This is a genomic window from Asticcacaulis solisilvae (assembly GCF_017875235.1).
Taxonomy (GTDB): Bacteria; Pseudomonadota; Alphaproteobacteria; order Caulobacterales; family Caulobacteraceae; genus Asticcacaulis; species Asticcacaulis solisilvae_A.
Genome location: NZ_JAGGMI010000012.1, coordinates 155,581 through 173,036 on the forward strand (window position 1 = coordinate 155,581; position 17,456 = coordinate 173,036).

The 17,456-nt window shown below is 61.4% G+C and carries 16 protein-coding genes; 7 read left to right on the plus strand and 9 right to left on the minus strand.

The genetic code is table 11. The features are described 5' to 3' along the window. Window positions 1–21 precede the first annotated feature (21 nt). Window positions 22–1,818 carry a ShlB/FhaC/HecB family hemolysin secretion/activation protein gene (locus J2X24_RS18065; RefSeq protein WP_209724690.1) on the minus strand — a complete coding sequence of 599 codons (1,797 nt, stop codon included), beginning with the start codon at window positions 1,816–1,818 and terminating at the stop codon, window positions 22–24. Between the two features lie 245 nt (window positions 1,819–2,063). On the opposite strand from J2X24_RS18065, the gene J2X24_RS18070 reads away from it, so the two are divergent. Further along, window positions 2,064–2,447: a c-type cytochrome gene (locus tag J2X24_RS18070; RefSeq protein WP_245344926.1), complete on the plus strand. Its 384-nt coding sequence runs from the start codon at window positions 2,064–2,066 to the stop codon at window positions 2,445–2,447. 72 nt (window positions 2,448–2,519) lie between these two features. Here J2X24_RS18070 and J2X24_RS18075 read toward each other — a convergent pair whose 3' ends face one another. After that, window positions 2,520–4,181 carry a cation acetate symporter gene (locus tag J2X24_RS18075; RefSeq protein WP_209724692.1) on the minus strand — a complete coding sequence of 554 codons (1,662 nt, stop codon included), beginning with the start codon at window positions 4,179–4,181 and terminating at the stop codon, window positions 2,520–2,522. Next, entirely contained in the window at window positions 4,178–4,492 is a 315-nt protein-coding gene (locus tag J2X24_RS18080) for a DUF485 domain-containing protein (protein WP_192621337.1), read from the minus strand. The genes J2X24_RS18075 and J2X24_RS18080 overlap by 4 nt, the downstream gene beginning before the upstream one ends. A gap of 338 nt (window positions 4,493–4,830) precedes the next feature. On the opposite strand from J2X24_RS18080, the gene J2X24_RS18085 reads away from it, so the two are divergent. Together J2X24_RS18085 and J2X24_RS18090 are read left to right on the plus strand one after the other, a co-directional pair. Beyond that, a complete protein-coding gene (locus J2X24_RS18085; RefSeq protein ID WP_209724694.1) occupies window positions 4,831–6,519 on the plus strand; it encodes a methyl-accepting chemotaxis protein in 1,689 nt (562 codons plus the stop codon). 43 nt (window positions 6,520–6,562) lie between these two features. Beyond that, window positions 6,563–7,489, plus strand: coding sequence for a substrate-binding domain-containing protein (locus J2X24_RS18090; protein ID WP_209724697.1), 927 nt, complete (start codon window positions 6,563–6,565; stop codon window positions 7,487–7,489). 34 nt (window positions 7,490–7,523) lie between these two features. Here J2X24_RS18090 and J2X24_RS18095 read toward each other — a convergent pair whose 3' ends face one another. From J2X24_RS18095 to J2X24_RS18115, 5 genes are all read right to left on the minus strand, one after another. Then, window positions 7,524–7,697 (minus strand): hypothetical protein, encoded by a 174-nt coding sequence (locus tag J2X24_RS18095; protein ID WP_209724699.1) that lies wholly within the window; start codon window positions 7,695–7,697, stop codon window positions 7,524–7,526. Between the two features lie 23 nt (window positions 7,698–7,720). After that, window positions 7,721–7,960 (minus strand): hypothetical protein, encoded by a 240-nt coding sequence (locus J2X24_RS18100; RefSeq protein WP_209724701.1) that lies wholly within the window; start codon window positions 7,958–7,960, stop codon window positions 7,721–7,723. Between the two features lie 391 nt (window positions 7,961–8,351). After that, window positions 8,352–8,666: a winged helix-turn-helix domain-containing protein gene (locus tag J2X24_RS18105; protein WP_209724704.1), complete on the minus strand. Its 315-nt coding sequence runs from the start codon at window positions 8,664–8,666 to the stop codon at window positions 8,352–8,354. After that, complete coding sequence (locus tag J2X24_RS18110; protein ID WP_209724706.1) at window positions 8,663–9,307, minus strand: hypothetical protein; 645 nt, start codon at window positions 9,305–9,307, stop codon at window positions 8,663–8,665. The genes J2X24_RS18105 and J2X24_RS18110 overlap by 4 nt, the downstream gene beginning before the upstream one ends. An 84-nt stretch (window positions 9,308–9,391) precedes the next feature. Then, complete coding sequence (locus tag J2X24_RS18115; protein WP_209724708.1) at window positions 9,392–10,456, minus strand: mannose-1-phosphate guanylyltransferase; 1,065 nt, start codon at window positions 10,454–10,456, stop codon at window positions 9,392–9,394. A 230-nt stretch (window positions 10,457–10,686) separates the two neighbouring features. Between J2X24_RS18115 and J2X24_RS18120 the strand changes: the two genes are divergently transcribed. Continuing rightward, window positions 10,687–11,904: an AGE family epimerase/isomerase gene (locus J2X24_RS18120; RefSeq protein ID WP_245344927.1), complete on the plus strand. Its 1,218-nt coding sequence runs from the start codon at window positions 10,687–10,689 to the stop codon at window positions 11,902–11,904. Between the two features lie 10 nt (window positions 11,905–11,914). Here the strand turns inward: J2X24_RS18120 and J2X24_RS18125 are convergent, their stop codons facing one another. Beyond that, on the minus strand, window positions 11,915–13,465 hold the full coding sequence (locus J2X24_RS18125) for an amidase (RefSeq protein WP_209724710.1): 1,551 nt from the start codon (window positions 13,463–13,465) through the stop codon (window positions 11,915–11,917). A gap of 111 nt (window positions 13,466–13,576) precedes the next feature. On the opposite strand from J2X24_RS18125, the gene cysQ reads away from it, so the two are divergent. The 3 genes from cysQ to cysN all read left to right on the plus strand — a co-directional run bounded on the left by cysQ (window position 13,577) and on the right by cysN (window position 17,303). Beyond that, window positions 13,577–14,359 (plus strand): 3'(2'),5'-bisphosphate nucleotidase CysQ, encoded by a 783-nt coding sequence (cysQ, locus tag J2X24_RS18130; RefSeq protein ID WP_209724712.1) that lies wholly within the window; start codon window positions 13,577–13,579, stop codon window positions 14,357–14,359. A 63-nt stretch (window positions 14,360–14,422) separates the two neighbouring features. Continuing rightward, complete coding sequence (gene cysD / locus J2X24_RS18135) at window positions 14,423–15,373, plus strand: sulfate adenylyltransferase subunit CysD (RefSeq protein WP_209724714.1); 951 nt, start codon at window positions 14,423–14,425, stop codon at window positions 15,371–15,373. A 1-nt stretch (window position 15,374) separates the two neighbouring features. Further along, window positions 15,375–17,303: a sulfate adenylyltransferase subunit CysN gene (gene cysN / locus J2X24_RS18140; protein WP_209724716.1), complete on the plus strand. Its 1,929-nt coding sequence runs from the start codon at window positions 15,375–15,377 to the stop codon at window positions 17,301–17,303. Window positions 17,304–17,456 lie beyond the last annotated feature (153 nt).

Below are 17,456 nucleotides of genomic sequence, written 5' to 3' on the forward strand. Positions count from 1 at the left end.
GTCAGGCGGGACTCTGGCCTGTCAGTTCGGGCGCGGCAGGAATTGTGTGGTAAGCGAGAACATGACACGGCCCGGCGGGACCTCGCTGTCGATCGACAAAGCCTTGTCGAGCGGCTGCGCGTACATCAGGTCAAAGACAAGGCGGCCGGGTAGGAAGACGCGCAGCCCCCCGCCCCACGATTCCAGCGTGCGGCCGTTCTCGGTCGATCCGGAATCCTGGTTCCATACCGTCACCGAGTCGTAGAAGGTGAAGACTTCGCCGTTCAGCGGCGTGTTGGATGGCCAGCTGGCGCGGAGTTCGCCGCGCAGTCCGATGGCGCTGTCACCGCTGTTGGCGCCGGGGTCGTAACCACGGCCGATGTTCAGGTTGCCGACGGAAAACTCTTCGTAGCTCAGGAGCGGATTATCCGCCCACTGACCACGCACAGTGCCTGCCAGCGTCACCCAGCGCCCAAGGCCGATCGAGGCGTCGGCATCGAAGCGCGCGACCGTCGCCTGCGAATTGCCCTCCGACCGTGACGGGGTAAAGCCGTCCTTTGACGCAACCGGGCCGTTGGTCGGAACGGCCGTCGCGTCGAACAGGTCCGTGCCCTTGCGCAGTTCCAGCGCCGCCCGGCCCTGCAATGCACCGCCGAAGAACACTTCCGGATACCGCATTTCGCCCTGGACGCGCGCATAGGCGACGCTCAGCTTGTCGAGGTTCAGGTTGGCGACGGGGCCCGTACCGTGGATCCGTGTCTTCTGCTCGATCACCTCCAGGCCGGTCGCGATGCCGACCGTGTGCCGCATCGACCGGATCAGCGGCATGCGGAATTCGACCTCGGCGATGGATGACCGGGTCCGCAGGTCCAGCCCCTCGAGCTCCGGCCGCGAACTGGCGGCGATGAAGCTGCCGCCGATCACCGCGCCGCTGCGGCCGACCGACATGGCGTGGCCCACCTGCACGATCTGCTGTTCCTGGGGATCGAGCGTGCTTGACAGGCCCAGATAGGTGACGTCGCCGTGCCCGGTCACGCCGTAGATTTCCGTGCGGGCATAGACGGCCTCGGGGCCAACTTCGCGCGAACCGTAATTCTGGGCATTGACCATCACATTGTACGGAATGGTGGTCAGGGTCAGGTCGCCAATGACCGCGCCCGGCGTCGTTCCGGCCGAGCGCAGCGACAGGCTGACGTCCATCCCGGGCACATCGCCGATCAGAAGAAGAATGCGTTCGGCGTCAAACTGGTTGAGCGGGTCGAGCGCCTGCAGCTGGGCGATGCGGGCATCGAGCAGGTCGCGGTACTTGCCGGCGTCGCCATGGACGCGGATTTCCGTAATGTGCGCCGTGACGACGAGCAGATGCAGCACGCCTCCCGACAGGTCCTGCGCGCGAATCTGGACCGAGGCGACATAGCCGGAATTGCGCAGCAGGTAGCTGGCGCGGTCGCGCATCTCGCAGACATTGGCCACCGGCTGCTCGCCCTGGGTCAGGGGCGCGAAACCGTCAAGCACCTCGGCGATGTCCGGCGCCAGGGCGGAGCCACCGGGGCCTTCAAAGGCAACGGCGTTGATCGCAACGCGGTGCGGCGACGTGCTCAGGGCGCAGGGCGCCGGTTCGAACGCCTTGGCCTGATCGACCCTGACACGCGGCGCGGACAAGGGCGCCGGCGTGCCCGGCTTTTCGATCTCTTCACGCGTCGGCAGTTGCGGCTCTGTCGCGCCCGGCGGCGCGCTGCCAGGGGGTACGATCTGTGCCCAGGCACTTCCGCAACCCGCCATCGAGGCCACGGCCATGAGCGCAAGTGTCAGGCTATGTCGGGTGTCGTTCTGACGCATTTTCGCCCCCACGGGTGTCTCGAACAGCCACTTTTCCCAATGGCTGCAAAACAATTGCCAAGTCTTTAATGTCAAAATTGCAATTCGTCTTTCTTAAGCCCAAATCAGGAAATCACAAAATGAATTATGAACTTGGTTATCTGAAGTGCGGTAATTTAATACTTCCGGCCATGAATGCGTCACCATTGACGGTGATCATCGGCTTGGGTACTCATTACCCACCAGCTTTTGTGTGAGACACCGAAATGACCACAATGACACGGATTCTTCTGGCGGCAGCCGCGACGGCGACCCTGACCCTGGCGCAGCCGGCCCTGGCAGATCCCGCCGGAGACGCGGTCGCCGGCAAGAAGGCCTATGCCGCCTGTGGCGTCTGCCATGCCGTTGTTGCCAACAAGAACGGCGTGGGCCCGTCCCTTTTCGGCATCGTCGGCAAGACGGCCGGTTCGGCGCCGGGATTTAAATATTCCGACGCCATGAAGGCGGCGGGCAAGTGGACGCCGGAAAAGCTTGACGCCTTCCTGGCCGACCCCAAGAAGACCGTGCCGGGCAACAAGATGCCCTTTGCCGGCATGAAGGATCCCAAGCGCCGCGCCGATGTCGTGGCCTATATCCAGACCCTGAAATAATCGACAGGTCGGGACGAAATAAAAAAGGCGCTGCAACCGCAGGCGCCTTTTTCTGTTTCACGACTGACCGTGTTAATGATCCACGGCACCCGAGGCGCCGAGGCCCGTCTGCGAGCGGACGAACTGCGCGAAGAACTTTTCGCGCTCGGCCTTGGCCTTGGCAGAATTGTCCGTGACCGAGAACAGCCAGATTCCGGAAAAGGCTGCGATCATGGCGAACAGGGCCGGGTATTTGTACGGGAAGATGGCAACCTCATGGTGCAGGACATCGACCCAGACGGTCGGGCTGAGCACGGTCAGCGTCAGGGCGGTGATCAGGCCCAGGGCACCGCCCAGTACCGCCCCGCGCGTCGTCAGCTTCGACCAGTACATGCTGAGGAACAGGATGGGGAAGTTGGTAGCTGCCGCCACCGAGAAGGCCAGGCCCACCATGAAGGCGATGTTCTGCTGCTCGAAGACGACGCCCAGCACGATGGCCACGATCCCCAGCACCACCACAGCAACGCGTGAGACCGCCATCTGCGACTTTTCGTCGACATTGCCGCCACGGATGACGTGAGTATAGAGGTCGAGCGCCACCGACGAGGCCCCAGCCAGCGCCAGCCCCGCCACAACGGCCAGGATGGTCGCGAACGCTACGGCCGAGATGAAGCCCAGGAAGACATCGCCGCCTACGGCCTTGGCCAGGTGGACCGCCGCCATGTTGGAGCCGCCGAGCAATGCGCCCGTCGCATCCTTGAACGCCGGATTGGTGCCGACCAGAAGGATGGCGCCGAAGCCGATGACGAAGGTCAGGATATAGAAATAGCCGATGAAGCCCGTGGCGTAGAAGACCGACTTGCGCGCCTCCTTGGCATCGCTGACGGTGAAGAAACGCATCAGGATGTGCGGCAGGCCGGCCGTACCGAACATCAGCGCCAGGCCAAGCGAAATAGCCGAGACGGGATCGGAGATCAGCACGCCGGGCGCCATGATCGCGCCGGCCTTGGGGTGGACCTCAACGGCCTTTTCGAACAGCTGGCTGAAGTCGAAATTGACCGATTTCATGACCATGACGGCCATGAAGGTAGCGCCGGACAATAGCATAACGGCCTTGATGATCTGAACCCAGGTCGTCGCCAGCATGCCTCCGAACAGCACATAGGCAACCATAAGGATACCGACCAGCACAACCGCGATCAGGTAGTCGAGGCCGAACAGGAGCTGGATCAGCTTGCCCGCGCCCACCATCTGGGCGATCAGGTAGAAGGCCACGACCGTCAGCGACGACAGCGCCGACAGGAAGCGGATCGGCTTCTGGCCGAGGCGATAGGAAGCGACATCCGAAAAGGTGAACTTGCCGAGATTACGCAGACGCTCGGCCATCAGGAACAGGATGATCGGCCAGCCGACCAGGAAGCCGATCGAATAGATCAGGCCGTCGAAGCCCGAGGTAAAGACCTGCGCCGAAATGCCGAGGAAGGACGCCGCCGACATATAGTCGCCGGCGATCGCCAGGCCGTTCTGGAAGCCGGTGATCTTGCCCCCGGCGGTGTAATAATCCTTGGTCGAGGCCGAACGCTTGGACGCCCACCGCGTGATGCCCAGCGTCAGGAGCACGAAGGCCAGGAACATGCCGATGGCGATGTAGTTGATACCCTGCTTCTGCACTTCGCCATTGATGGAGTCGGCAATGGCCATGGCCGGCAGCGCAAAGACGACGCCCGCGGCCAGAACGATACGCGAGGTCTTCATTGGCCGGCCTCCGCCAGGATTTCACGCACAGCGCGATCATAGGCGCCATTGGCCTTCCATACATAGATGCCGGTGAGGATGAAGGACAGGAAGATCAAACCAAGGCCGGCGGGAATCCCCCAGGTAATGACCATGCCCGGCTGAATAGGCTGGCCCAGCAGCTTGGGATCGAAACCGATCAGGGTGATGAAGCCGTAATAGGCCAGCAGCATGATGATCGACAGCGTCCAGGCAAAGCGGCTGCGCCGTTTGACCAGGGCCTGGAATTTCGGGTTTTCATAGATGCGCCGATGGACGTCTTCCGTCGTCATGCCTTGCCCTTGTAGGTTATTTAGTACGGTTATTTTTGTTAAGCCACCATGACGGGACTTTGGTTCGCGGTCCAGCCCTTTCGGCTGTCAGGCGTGATTTGCCTGATAAACCGATATGCCGAAAGGCGTGCGGCGGTTTTCGGCTTAAATGTCACGATAAATTAAAGGCCATCCCTGGACGCCGTGAGACCTGACGGTTTCCGGAGGTAGCGCTAACGGAAAATGCACGCGGCCTTCAGAACCGCGGCATCTGTTAACCACATTTTATTCATTGAAAATTTTACTGATGGAAGTTCGCACCGTGCCCGCAGAAAGCCAGGCGACAAAGGGAGATGTTCATGATTCGCGCGCTGACCCAGTCGATCCGCGGCAAATTCGCCCTGGCCTTTGGCCTGTTGATGGTGCTGTCGATCGCAACCGGCGCCTTTTCCATCTTCAAGCTGAACGAGGTATCCGCGATCGGTCGCAAGCTGGAAGGTGAGATTGCGGCCGTGTCGACGCTCGGCGACCTGGCGCGCACCAGCCAGACCTTGTCGGTCATCTCCTTCCTGGAACATCATGCGCCGGACGCCGGCAAACGCGCCGAGTTCGGACGGGAGGCGGCGGCGACACGCAGTGAATTTTCAAAATTGTGGAGCGAATACAGCACCATGGTCTCAGGCGACGAAGAAGCCGTCATGGCGGCTTCACTGCGCCAGGCCTGGCAGCACTTCCTGGCCGTCCAGGAGGAGGTGACCTCGCTCGACCGCGCCGGCCTGACCGACATGGCCGGGCAGGTCCTGACCAACGATCTGAACCACGAACGTGTCGCGTTCTTCGACGCCGTGCGCAAGGTGCAGAAGTTTCGCGAGACCAAGGCCCGCGCCGCCGCGGAGGCCGCGGCCGCCGTCAACGCTTCGGCGCGGATGTGGATCGTCATCGCGCTGGGCTCGCTCACCCTGTTCTGCGTCCTGGTCGGCGGCCTCCTGACCGCCAGCATCTCGCGCCCGATCGGCCGCATGACCCATGTCATGCTGCGCCTGGCCCAGCATGAAACGGACATCACCGTACCCGACACCACTCGCCGGGACGAGATCGGCGGCATGGCCGGCGCGCTCAACGTCTTCAAGGACAAGCTGCGCGAGGGTGCGCAGTTGCGCGCCAATCAGATGGCCCTGGAAAAGGACATGGAACGCCAGCGCCAGATGGAACTGACCCAGCTGGCCCAGGATTTCGAAACCGCCATTGGCAGCATTATCGAGGCCGTTTCCAGGTCCGCCGCCGATCTGCAGGATTCCGCGGCCACTCTGTCGGCCGCCGCCGAGGAAACCGAAGCCCAGTCGGTTGCCGTAGAGAACGGCGCACGCTCCGCCGCCGATAATGTCCGTTCGGTTGCCGCCGCCATCGAGGAACTGTCCGCCTCTGCCCGTCAGGTCGGCTCCCAGGTGTCGCGCTCCAGTGAAATCAGCGGCCTGGCTGTCGAACAGGCGGAACGCACCCGCCGCGCCATGGATGCCTTGCGCGACGACGCCGCCCAGGTCGAGTCCGTTGTGGGCCTGATTAACGCCATCGCCTCGCAGACCAATCTCCTGGCGCTGAACGCCACGATCGAAGCGGCGCGCGCGGGCGAAGCCGGCAAGGGCTTCGCCGTCGTGGCCTCAGAGGTCAAGGGCCTGGCCAACCAGACGGCGCAGTCGACCAACACCATCGGCGTCTCGATCGAAAAGATGCAGGCCTCGACCGGCCAGGCCGTCGGCGAGATCAGCGGCATCGAGCAGACCATTGCCGAGGTCAGCGGCATCGCATCGTCGATCACCCAGGCCGTGACCGAACAGGAACGCACGACCCAGGAAATCTCGCGCAACATCCACGAGGTGTCGCGCACCACGGCCGAAGTGACCGGCAGCATCATGGGCGTGACCCAGGCCGCGCAGGAATCGAGCCAGGGCGCCGTGCGCGTACTGGATGCCGCCCGCGCTCTTTCGCAACAGTCGGACCGGCTCAAGGGCGAAGTCAACCGCTTCCTCGACCGCGTCCGCGCCGCATAACGTCCACTCAACGTGTTGCTTTTGATTTTCGGGACATCAGACAATGAAAAAGACCGCGCTTTTGACCGCCTTGCTCGTCGGCGCTCTTGCCGTCAGCCCCGCCTTCGCCAAAACACGTATCTTCCTGTCGATGGCCAAGACCAATGACAAGTTTATCGGCATCCTCAAGAATTCGGTCGAGGCCGAAGCCGTCAAGGATTCGAATATCGAACTGATCGTAGCGGATGCCAAGAACGATGAGGCCACCCAGGTCAAGCAGGTCAAGGACGCGATCGCCGACAAGGTCGACGCCGTCATCATTCTGACCGTCAATACCGGCTCCGCCAAAAGCGTGGCCGAGCTGACGTCCAAGGCCGGGACACCGCTCATTTACCTCAACCGCCGCCCGCCCATCGAACGCTTTAACGGTAAGGTCGCCATCGTATCCTCAAACGACCTCGTCGCCGGACGGCTGCAGATGCGCCTAGTCGCCGACAAGATCGGCAACGCCGGCAATGTCGCCATCCTGCGCGGCGAAGACGGTCACCCCGCCGCTACAGAGCGTACCCAGGGAGTCAAGGAAATCCTGGCCAGTAAGCCCAATATCACCCTTGTCGAAGAGGCCACCGGCAACTGGGACAGAGCCCAGGGCGAAGCGTTGGTGACTCAATGGCTGCAAGGGGGGAAGCCGATCAACGCCGTTCTGGCCAATAACGACGAGATGGCGCTGGGGGCCATCGACGCACTAAAAAAAGCCGGCAAGAAACCTGGCGAGGTCTATGTCGCGGGCGTCGACGGCACCGCCGACGCGTTGGTCGCCATCAATAGCGGCTACCTGACCCTGTCGTTGCTGCAAAATGCCCGCGCCCAAGGCGCGCAATCCCTTGCCGACGCCAAGAAGTTTATCGGCAAGGAATATGCGGAGTTGTACGACTGGGTGCCGTACGAGCTGATCATTCCGTCGAACGTTCAGCAATACGCTGGCCAGTAACCGGCCTTTGTGTCACGCGCAGTCCGGAAAGCGCTTAGTAGGTGCTGGGCGGATCGCTGGCCGGAAAGCTCTCGTCGATCATCGAATCGACCTGGTTGTCGTCGAGATTGTTACGAATCTTGCGCTCGCCGCGCATGGCCGTCTTCTTCGGCGTTACGTGAAAGAAGCCGTTCCAGAAGCCGGTAATAAAGCTGGTGACCTTGTTCATGGCAAACACTCCCGATCATATTTTCAGAGTTGGCCGTCCGGAATATGGCGGGCGGCGATAAGGCGCGCGCGGGCGGCGCGGACAGGCGGCAGGGTATAGGCCGCCAGGGCCGCGCTTATGGCCAGTATGGCCAGCACGCTTAGGAACAGCAGGAGGTCCCGCGGCAGAAACGGTGCGACGGCAATCGCGACGACCGCCGCGGTCAGCGCGGGCGCCAGCGTGATCAGCTCATCGCGAAAAAAGGCGTAGGTTCTGCGTTTCAATGGACTCCCCTTCAAAGCGCACGGTCGATAACTCAGTATGTGGGCGAATGAGTCAGGTGTCGCTGAGGGGATTGGCTGGTAAAAATCAGTTTAACGCAAAGGCGCATGACCGGATTATCTGGCGAGGAAATGCTCCACCGCGCAAGTCCCAGGCGACCCCCCAAAGGTCCGCCGGAGACGATCATCGCCCTCTCCTGTCCGCCCCCCGGCGGCGAATGAAAACGACGTGCGCGGTTGCCCATGCTCCGGCGCGATCAGGAGGATCCGCCGGAACAAAGATCGAGAGCGCGATGAAATCAGCGCGCTCAGTCCCGGAGCGGTACAAGGTTAACCCAGCCGGCTCCGCATATCAACTAGAACCTAACTTCAAGTTGTACTATTTTTTCAGTGTCTACGGTTCGCGCGCCGGCACCGCATCCAGCAAGGACTGAAGGCTGTCCAGATAGTCGTAAAATGCCTGGCGGCCGGCCTGGGTCAGTTCCGCCACCGTCTTGGTCCGGCTGGCGATAATGGATTTGTGCAGGGCGATATAACCGGCATCAGCCAGCTTGCGCAGGTGCTGGGACAGATTGCCGTCGGATATGGCGATTTCATCGCGCAGGTGGACGAAATCGGCGCGGCCCACCGTCGTCAGATAGGCCAGGATGGACAGACGTGCCCGGCCATGGATCACTTCCTGGAGCGTGTCGGCGGCAAAAATACTCATACAGCGGTTCTCCTCTCCTGCCACGTCAGGACGAGGCCGGGAACAAGCATAAGAAACAGCGACGCCCCCGCGAACAAGGCGGGACGAAACAGTTCGCTATTGAAACAAAAGACGGCGAAGGCGACCGCTGCCCAGCCGATGGCCGGCACAGTCATCCACAGCTTGGCGGCGATCAGCGCCGTCAGGGTCATGATGATGGCATATAGCATCGCCACAAAGGCCAGTGACAGACGCGGATCATATATGCCGGCCATATAGCAGCCGCCGACAAACACCAGGACGGCAATGCCGCCGATGAACCACATCGCCGCCAGAGTCCGGCTGCGCCACGACCGCTCATGGGCAGGCTTGTGACGGCGCAGCAGGAACAGGAGGTTGCCGAGATAACCGACGACCACTTCCGTGGCCGGAAGCGGCAGGTGCGTGTGCAGGACTCCGGCGACCTCTAGCACATGTATGAGGTTGCCGATCAGCAGGACCAGCGCCCACCAGGCCATGACCAGGCCGCCACTGACCGTCAGCGGGTCGCCGCGGCTGACCATGGCGCGCAGGTCCTGGAGTTCCTCGCGCAGATAGCCGGCCTCTTCGGGATCGAGGCGCGGCAGGATGGACGATTCAACGTTACGGGACGTATCGGTCATGGCCTATTGGTAGCGCCATACTGACGGCTTGGCCAGCCCCCGAACATCTTCTCATCGCTTTGTTTTGCAAAGCCTACGCGCGCCTTATAACGCGGCCAACGCCTTGGCGGCCTCCGCGGCCTTCTTGACGTCCTGGGCCCGGTCGATGGGACAGACCAGAACGCCGGAGGGCGTCGATATGACCATGACGTCTTTCATGCCGACCACAGCCACAGGCGGACCATCATGATTCTGAATCAGGCAGTTCTCGGCTTCGATCAGGATTGAAGTGCCCTGAGCGTGGTTGCCGGCCTCATCCTTGGCGCCCAACCGCCACAACTCGGCAAACCCGCCGACATCGGCCCAGCCGATATCGCAAGGAATGACTGCGGACCGTCTCGTTTTTTCCATGACGGCATAGTCCACTGATGTGGACGGAACCTTGGCGAAGTGACCTTCATCGAGAATCAGGCGTACGCCATCCCGCGCACCGGCCTGATAGGCCTTGCGGCTCTCTTCAAGCACCTCCGGGGCATAGGTGTTCAGTTCTTCAAGCATGACGTGCGGCGAGAACAGGAATATGCCGGCATTCCAGTCATGATGACCACCCATGACATATTCCGTGGCCGTGGCAAGGTTTGGCTTTTCGAGGAAAGCCTGGATTTCGAAAATGCCTTCCGATAGTTCGGCCCCGTGCTGGATGTAGCCGAAGCCGGTTTCCGGGTGAGTCGGACGGATGCCGAACGTGACGATGCGGTCACGCGCCGTATCAGCCGCTTTCAGAATGGCTTCGGCAAAGGCCTCCGGCTTGGTGATCACGTGGTCCGCGGGCACCAGCAGCACCAAGGCTTCCGGATCAATCGCCTGGCCGCTCAGGGCGGCAATGGCGGCGACGGCCGCCGTGTTGCGGCCGAAGGGTTCCAGAACCACAAGCTGCGGGCTGCGGGCTATGCGGGTTAGCTGCGCGTTCACCAGGTCGAAATGGCCAGTTCCACAGATGACGACCGGTAAAGAAAACACGTCACCCGACAGGCGAAGGGCCGTCTCCTGGATCATGGTGTTGGACGTCGCCAGCGCATGGAACTGCTTGGGGGCCTGCGGCGTCGACAATGGCCACAGGCGGGTACCGGAGCCACCGGACATAATCACCGGAAGAATTTTGCTAGCCATGTAGGATGATATCCCCCTCGTTCTAGAAAGTTGTGCCATATCTGGTGCAGCGCGGCGAGACAAAAAGGCTATATCTTGAACCTCGAAACATATAAAGACGCCATACATATTTTGCAGATGCGAAATAACCAAGCTTGCGACGTGGACGCCGAAAGTGATAGCGGTCAATCCGCAGTGACTTTTTATTTCCGTCCCGAGTACTCGTCCCCATCTTTTCGTGCGAGCCGACCATGCCTGACAGCCCCTCTCCAATCACCCTGAAAAGCGACCTGGAAACCATGCAGGCCGAGCTGCGCGCCTGGCTGTTCGACAAGTCCCTGCCGATCTGGTGGAACGCCGGCGGCGACCTTCAGAAGGGTGGCTTCTTCGAGAAACTGAACCTGGACGGAACACCCCACGATATCGATCGCCGGACCCGGGTTGCGGCGCGCCAGGTCTATTCCTATGCCCTGGCCAGGACCATGGGCTATCAGGGGGAGACGGACGCTGTCATAGACCAGGGCCTGAAATGGCTGTCCGGCCCGGCGCGTAACCCTGAAACCGGTCTGCTCTATGCTGTACTGACGCCGCAAGGCGCCGTAGTGCGGGGCGAATTCGATTTTTATGACCACGCCTTCGCCATGCTGGCCTATGCCTCGGCTTACAAGGTGCGGCCGAACGACAAAACTCTGGAAGAGGCGGGCACCTTTATCCGTGATGTGATCGTGCGCGACTATTCACACCCGGAGCGCGGCTTCGAGGAATCCAACCCGCGCACCCTGCCGCTCAAGGCCAATCCGCACATGCACATGTTCGAAGCCTGCCTGGCGTGGATGGAAGCGGGTGGCGACGATACGCCCTCAAGCAGCGAAGCGTCAGGACAACCAAAATCATGGCGAGCGATCGCCGGCCAGATCGCCAAGCTGTGCGTCGAGAAGTTCCTCCATCCGGAAACAGGCTCCCTGCGTGAATTCTTCGACGGCGACTGGAATGCCATGGCGGGTGATGCCGGCCGCATCATCGAACCCGGCCACCAGTTCGAATGGGCGTGGCTCTTCCTGCGCTGGGCGCGCATGTCGGGCGACGCGTCCTATGTCGATGCCGCCAAACGCCTGATCGACATCGCCGAAGGTCCCGGCACCGACGACAAGCGCAACGTCACCATCTACGAACTGTGGGACGATTTTTCCGTCAAGGACGGCAAGGCGCGTCTGTGGGCCCAGACCGAGCGCATGAAGGCCTATGTCAAGCTGGCCGACGCCGCCATGACGCCTTCCGATCGCCAGGCCGCCATCGCCAAGGCCGTCGAAGCCGCCGCCGGTCTCAGGCTTTACCTCTCGACCGAGATCGAAGGGCTTTATCGTGACCGCATGAAGGAAGACGGCAGCTTCGAGATCGAGCCGGCGCCCGCCAGTTCGCTCTACCACATCATCTGCGCCATCGACGAATTGTCCACGCTGACGCTCTGAACACGGCGATTTATTTCAGTTCGGGCGCCTTGCGCGCTTTAGTGACCTGCTCAAAGACATAACCGGCCTTGAGCAGGTCCGCGTCGCTCCACTTCGGTCCCATCAAGGACAACCCCACCGGCATGCCCTCGACGAAGCCCATGGGCACGGTCAGGTGCGGATAGCCGGATGTGGCGGGTAGCTGGGTGGCGAATGGGCCATTATAGACGTCGCCATAGATGGCGTCCGACTTCCACGCCACGGCATAGGTCGGGGCGACAAGGAACTTCACATCGTGGTCCTTGAACAGCCCATCCAGGCGCGTGGTGGACATGGCCTGCGACCTGGCACGCGCGGCAATATATTCGGGATTGTCCAGCCCCGTCTTCGCTTGCGCCATTTCGAAAATTTCCTGGCGGAAATGCGGCATTTCCTCACCGGCATGGGCCGTGTTGAAGGCGATGACATCGGCCAGGGTGCGCGTTTTTACCGCCGGCGGCGTCGTGGCCAGATAAGCGTTTAGGTCCGCCTTCAGCTCATAGGTGAACACAGTGAACTCGGCATCGTCGAGACCCGGCGTCGACGAGTCCTTGATGTCCACCAGCAGGGCGCCGGCGGCTTCCAGCGATTTCAGCGCGGCTTCGAACACGGCCACGGTCTTCGGCTCACCACCCAGCTTGTCGCGAAGGACGCCTATGCGGACGCCCTTCAGCGAGGCGTCCTTCAGCCCCGCCACATAATCCGTCTTTTTCGTATCGGCCTCAGCGGTTGCCTTATCGGCCGGATCGCTGCCCGCCATGACGGTCAGCAGGGCCGCGATATCGGTTATCGACCGGCCCATCGGGCCGGGCGTATCCTGCGTATGGCTGATCGGCACGACGTGCGTGCGGGACACAAGCCCGACGGTAGGCTTGAGGCCAGCCAGGCCGTTCATCGCAGACGGACAGGTCACCGAGCCATCTGTTTCCGTGCCGATGGCGACGGGCGCAAAACTGGCGGCGATCGACGCACCGGAACCACTCGAAGAACCGCACGCCGTGCGCGTCAGGTCGTAGGGATTGGCCACCAGTCCACCGATGGCGCTCCAGCCGCTCATCGAGTGGGTCGAACGGATATTGGCCCATTCCGACAGGTTGGTCTTGCCGAGAATGACCGCGCCGCCTGCCCGCAGACTGGCGACGGACGGGGAATCGCGGCCAGTCAGATTGTCCTTCAGCGCCAGTGATCCGGCGGTCGTCGCCATCGGGTCCTTGGTTTCGACATTATCCTTGACCAGCACGGGAATCCCGGCCATCGGCCCTGGCGCCTTCCCGGCCTTGCGCGCGGTGTCGGCGGCCTTCGCCTGGGTAATTGCATCCGGATTGACGGCGATGACCGAATGCAGCCTGCCATCCAGCGCTTTGATGCGGGCGATCGCGGCCCGCGTCAGGTCCTCAGCCGAAAAATCGCCGCGAATCATGGCGGCTTGCAGCTCCGGAATAGTCTTTTCCGCGATCAATGCCTTTGCGGCCGCGGCAGGGCTGGCATGAACCGGTGACGCCATCAAGGCGGCAGCGACGACGGACAAGAATGCACGTGACATGGTACCCCCTGGCAGGCCTCACTGGATACTTGCCCGAATTGCAGGCCATGGCAAGGCTTGCCATGCCGGTCCGACCCGCCTAGAGCATGTCCCGCTTTCACGGAGATACCCATGGACCTGAATCCGATCATGCTGGCCGCTGGCGCCGAGATCCTGCGCATCTACGCGACCGACTTTGCCGTGGCGGACAAGTCCGACGCCTCCCCCGTCACCGAGGCCGACCAGCGTGCCGAGGCCATTATTCTGGAAAACTTGAAACGTCTGGCACCAGATATACCGGTCGTTGCCGAGGAGGAAGCCGCTGCGGGACGCGTGCCGGCCACGGCCACGCGCTTCTTCCTGGTCGATCCGCTGGATGGCACCAAGGAGTTCATTTCCAGAAATGGCGAATTTACGGTCAATATCGCCCTGGTCGAAAACGGCGAACCCGTGTGCGGCGCGGTCTACGCGCCGGCGCTGGGTAAGCTCTATTGGGGCGCGCGCGGCGAAGGCGCCTTCATGGCTGAGGTGACCGATGGCCGGCCTGGGGAGGCGCGCCCCATCCGCGTCAGAACCGCTCCCGCCGATGGCCTGTCCGCCGTAGGGTCGCGGTCGCACGGCGGCGAGGAAACCCAGGCTTATCTGAAGGCGTTCACCATCAAGGATTTTGTTGCGGCCGGCTCGTCGCTCAAACTGTGCCTGCTGGCCGAAGGCAAGGCTGACCTTTATCCGCGCATGGGCCGGACGATGGAATGGGACATCGCCGCGGGCGACGCCATCCTGCGCGCCGCCGGCGGCCGTGTCGAAACCCTGGGGGGCCAGCCGTTAGGCTATGGCAAGCGTAACCAGCCGAACGACAGCGACTTCGCCAACCCGCATTTCGTTGCGTTCGGAGATCCGACTATCCACGCCTGAGGATGGATATTTTTCATCCGTCCTTATCTCTGACTTGAGATTTTGTGGTTTGTCGGTAGGGGTATGCGTGACTACATAGCCTTCAGATTTCCCGAAGGTACCCCCGTGTCCGCCGAACAGCTTACGCATCTCAAAAGGCTAGAAGCCGAAGCCATCTTCATCATGCGTGAAGTGGCCGCCGAATTCAAAAACCCGGTCATGCTCTATTCGATCGGCAAGGACTCGTCGGTCATGCTGCACCTGGCGATGAAGGCTTTTCACCCATCCAAGCCGCCCTTCCCGCTGCTGCACGTCGACACGACGTGGAAGTTCCGCGAAATGATCGCCTTCCGTGACAATACGGTCAAGGCGTTGGGCCTTACCCTGCTAAAGCACACCAATCCGGATGGCTTGCGCGACAATATAAATCCGTTCCACCACGGCTCGAACGTCTATACCAACATCATGAAAACGGATGCGCTGAAGCAGGCACTGACCGAACACGGTTTCGACGCGGCCTTCGGCGGCGCACGGCGCGACGAGGAAAAATCGCGCGCCAAGGAACGCATCTTCTCCTTCCGTACGCAGAACCACGGCTGGGATCCCAAGAATCAGCGCCCGGAGCTGTGGAACCTCTATAATGCCCGTGTAAAGCCCGGTGAATCGATCCGCGTCTTCCCGTTGTCGAACTGGACCGAGCTCGACATATGGCAGTATATCCTGATGGAAAATATCCCCATCGTGCCGCTGTACTTCGCCAAGAAGCGTCCGGTCGTAAAGCGCGGTGGCCAGCTGATCATGGTCGATGATGACCGCTTGCCGCTGCAACCCGGCGAAACGCCCGAAATGAAGTCGGTGCGCTTCCGTACACTCGGCTGCTACCCTCTGACGGCCGCCGTCGAATCCGAGGCGGACACGCTGGAAGAGATCGTCGCCGAGATGCTGACGACGCGGACGTCTGAACGCTCCGGCCGCCTGATCGACCATGACGAACAGGGGTCGATGGAAAAGAAGAAGCGCGAAGGCTATTTCTGATATGAATGCGATTGTAGACACGCGCCTCGATACCCGGGCCCTGATCGACTACTTGGCCAGCCACGAAAAGAAGTCGATGCTGCGCTTTTTGACGTGCGGCAGCGTCGATGACGGCAAGTCGACCCTGATCGGCCGGCTGCTTTACGACACCAAGCTGATCTTTGAAGACCAGTTGGCCGGCATCGAAAAGGACAGCAAGAAATTCGGCACGGTTGGCGAAGACATCGACCTGGCCTTGCTGGTCGACGGGCTCCAGGCCGAACGCGAGCAAGGCATCACAATCGATGTTGCCTATCGCTTCTTCACGACGGACAAGCGCAAGTTCATCGTCGCCGACACGCCCGGCCACGAACAATATACGCGCAACATGGCGACCGGCGCATCGAACTCCGACCTGGCCGTCATCCTGATCGACGCACGCAAGGGCATACTGACCCAGACGCGCCGGCACTCGTTCATCGTCTCTCTGCTCGGTATCAAGCACGTCGTCCTGGCGGTCAACAAGATCGACCTGATGGACTACTCGCAGGACGTCTTCGATCGCATCGTCACGGAATACAACGCCTTTGCCTCAAGCTTCGGTTTCGAGACCCTGCAGGCCATTCCTCTGTCGGCCCGTTATGGCGACAACGTCCTGGAGCGCAGCGACAAGCTTACGTGGTACAAGGGCCCGACCCTGGTCGAACACCTTGAGACCGTCGACATTTCGCGCGACCTGACCACCCGCCCGTTCCGTCTGCCGGTCCAATGGGTCAACCGCCCGGATCTCAACTTCCGCGGCTTTTCCGGCACGATCGTGTCCGGCGCCGTGAAGCCGGGCGACGACATCCTAGTCGCCAATTCCGGCAAGTCATCCAAGGTCAGGACGATCAGCACCTACGACGGCGACCTCGACCGCGCCGTTGCCGGCCAGGCCGTCACCCTGACCCTGGAAGACGAGATCGATATTTCGCGCGGCGATGTGCTGGTCCCACCGGAGGCCCGTCCGGAAGTCTCCGACCAGTTTCAGGCGCATCTGATCTGGATGAGCGAGGACGAACTCATTCCAGGCCGCCCCTATCTGATCAAGATCGGGTCGCGCACGGTGTCGGCCAGCGTCACCGACATCCGCCATAAGGTCGACGTCAACAGTTTCCAGCAACTGGCCGCCAAGACGCTCAAGCTCAACGAAGTCGCAGTTGTCAACCTGGCGACCCAGGATCCCGTAGCGTTTGATCCTTACGCCGACAACCACGACACTGGCGCCTTCATCCTTATCGACCGTGTGTCGAACCTGACGCTCGGCGCCGGGATGATCGACCACTCCTTACGTCGCGCCTCCAATATTCACTGGCAGGCGTTGGATGTCTCGAAGGCGACGCGCGCCGCCGCCAAGGGTCAGAAGCCAGCCGTGCTGTGGTTCACCGGTCTGTCGGGGGCAGGTAAATCGACCATCGCCAATCTGGTCGAAAAGAAGCTGTTGAGCCTGGGGCATCACACCTATCTGCTCGATGGCGACAATGTCCGCCACGGCCTGAACAAGGACCTGGGCTTCAAGACAGAAGACCGCGTCGAGAACATCCGGCGCGTCGCGGAAGTGTCGAAGCTGATGGTCGATGCCGGCCTGATCACACTCGTGTCGTTTATCTCGCCCTTCCGGGCGGAGCGGCAATTGGCGCGCGATCTGCTGGCTGACGGCGAATTCATCGAAATCTATGTTTCGACGCCGCTTGAGGTCGCCGAACAGCGCGACGTAAAGGGACTTTACGCCAAGGCTCGTGCTGGCAAGATTAAGAACTTCACGGGCATCGACAGCCCGTACGAAGCGCCTGAAAATCCGGACGTCACGGTCGACACCCAGACCTCCGCCGCCGAAGGAGCAGCGGAACGCATTGTCGACTACCTGCTCGAAGGGGGCTATCTGAACGCCGGTCCCGACTACGAGATCTAACAGCTATAAATTGCCCAGAGGGGCAATAGCAAAGAGCCGAATGTGAAACACATTCGGCTCAGACTGCTGACAAACCTCTGGCGTAAGTCGGGGGTTTCTGATTCATTGAGGTATGCTCAAAGCGCCGTCAGCCGAACAAACTGCCCTTGAGAT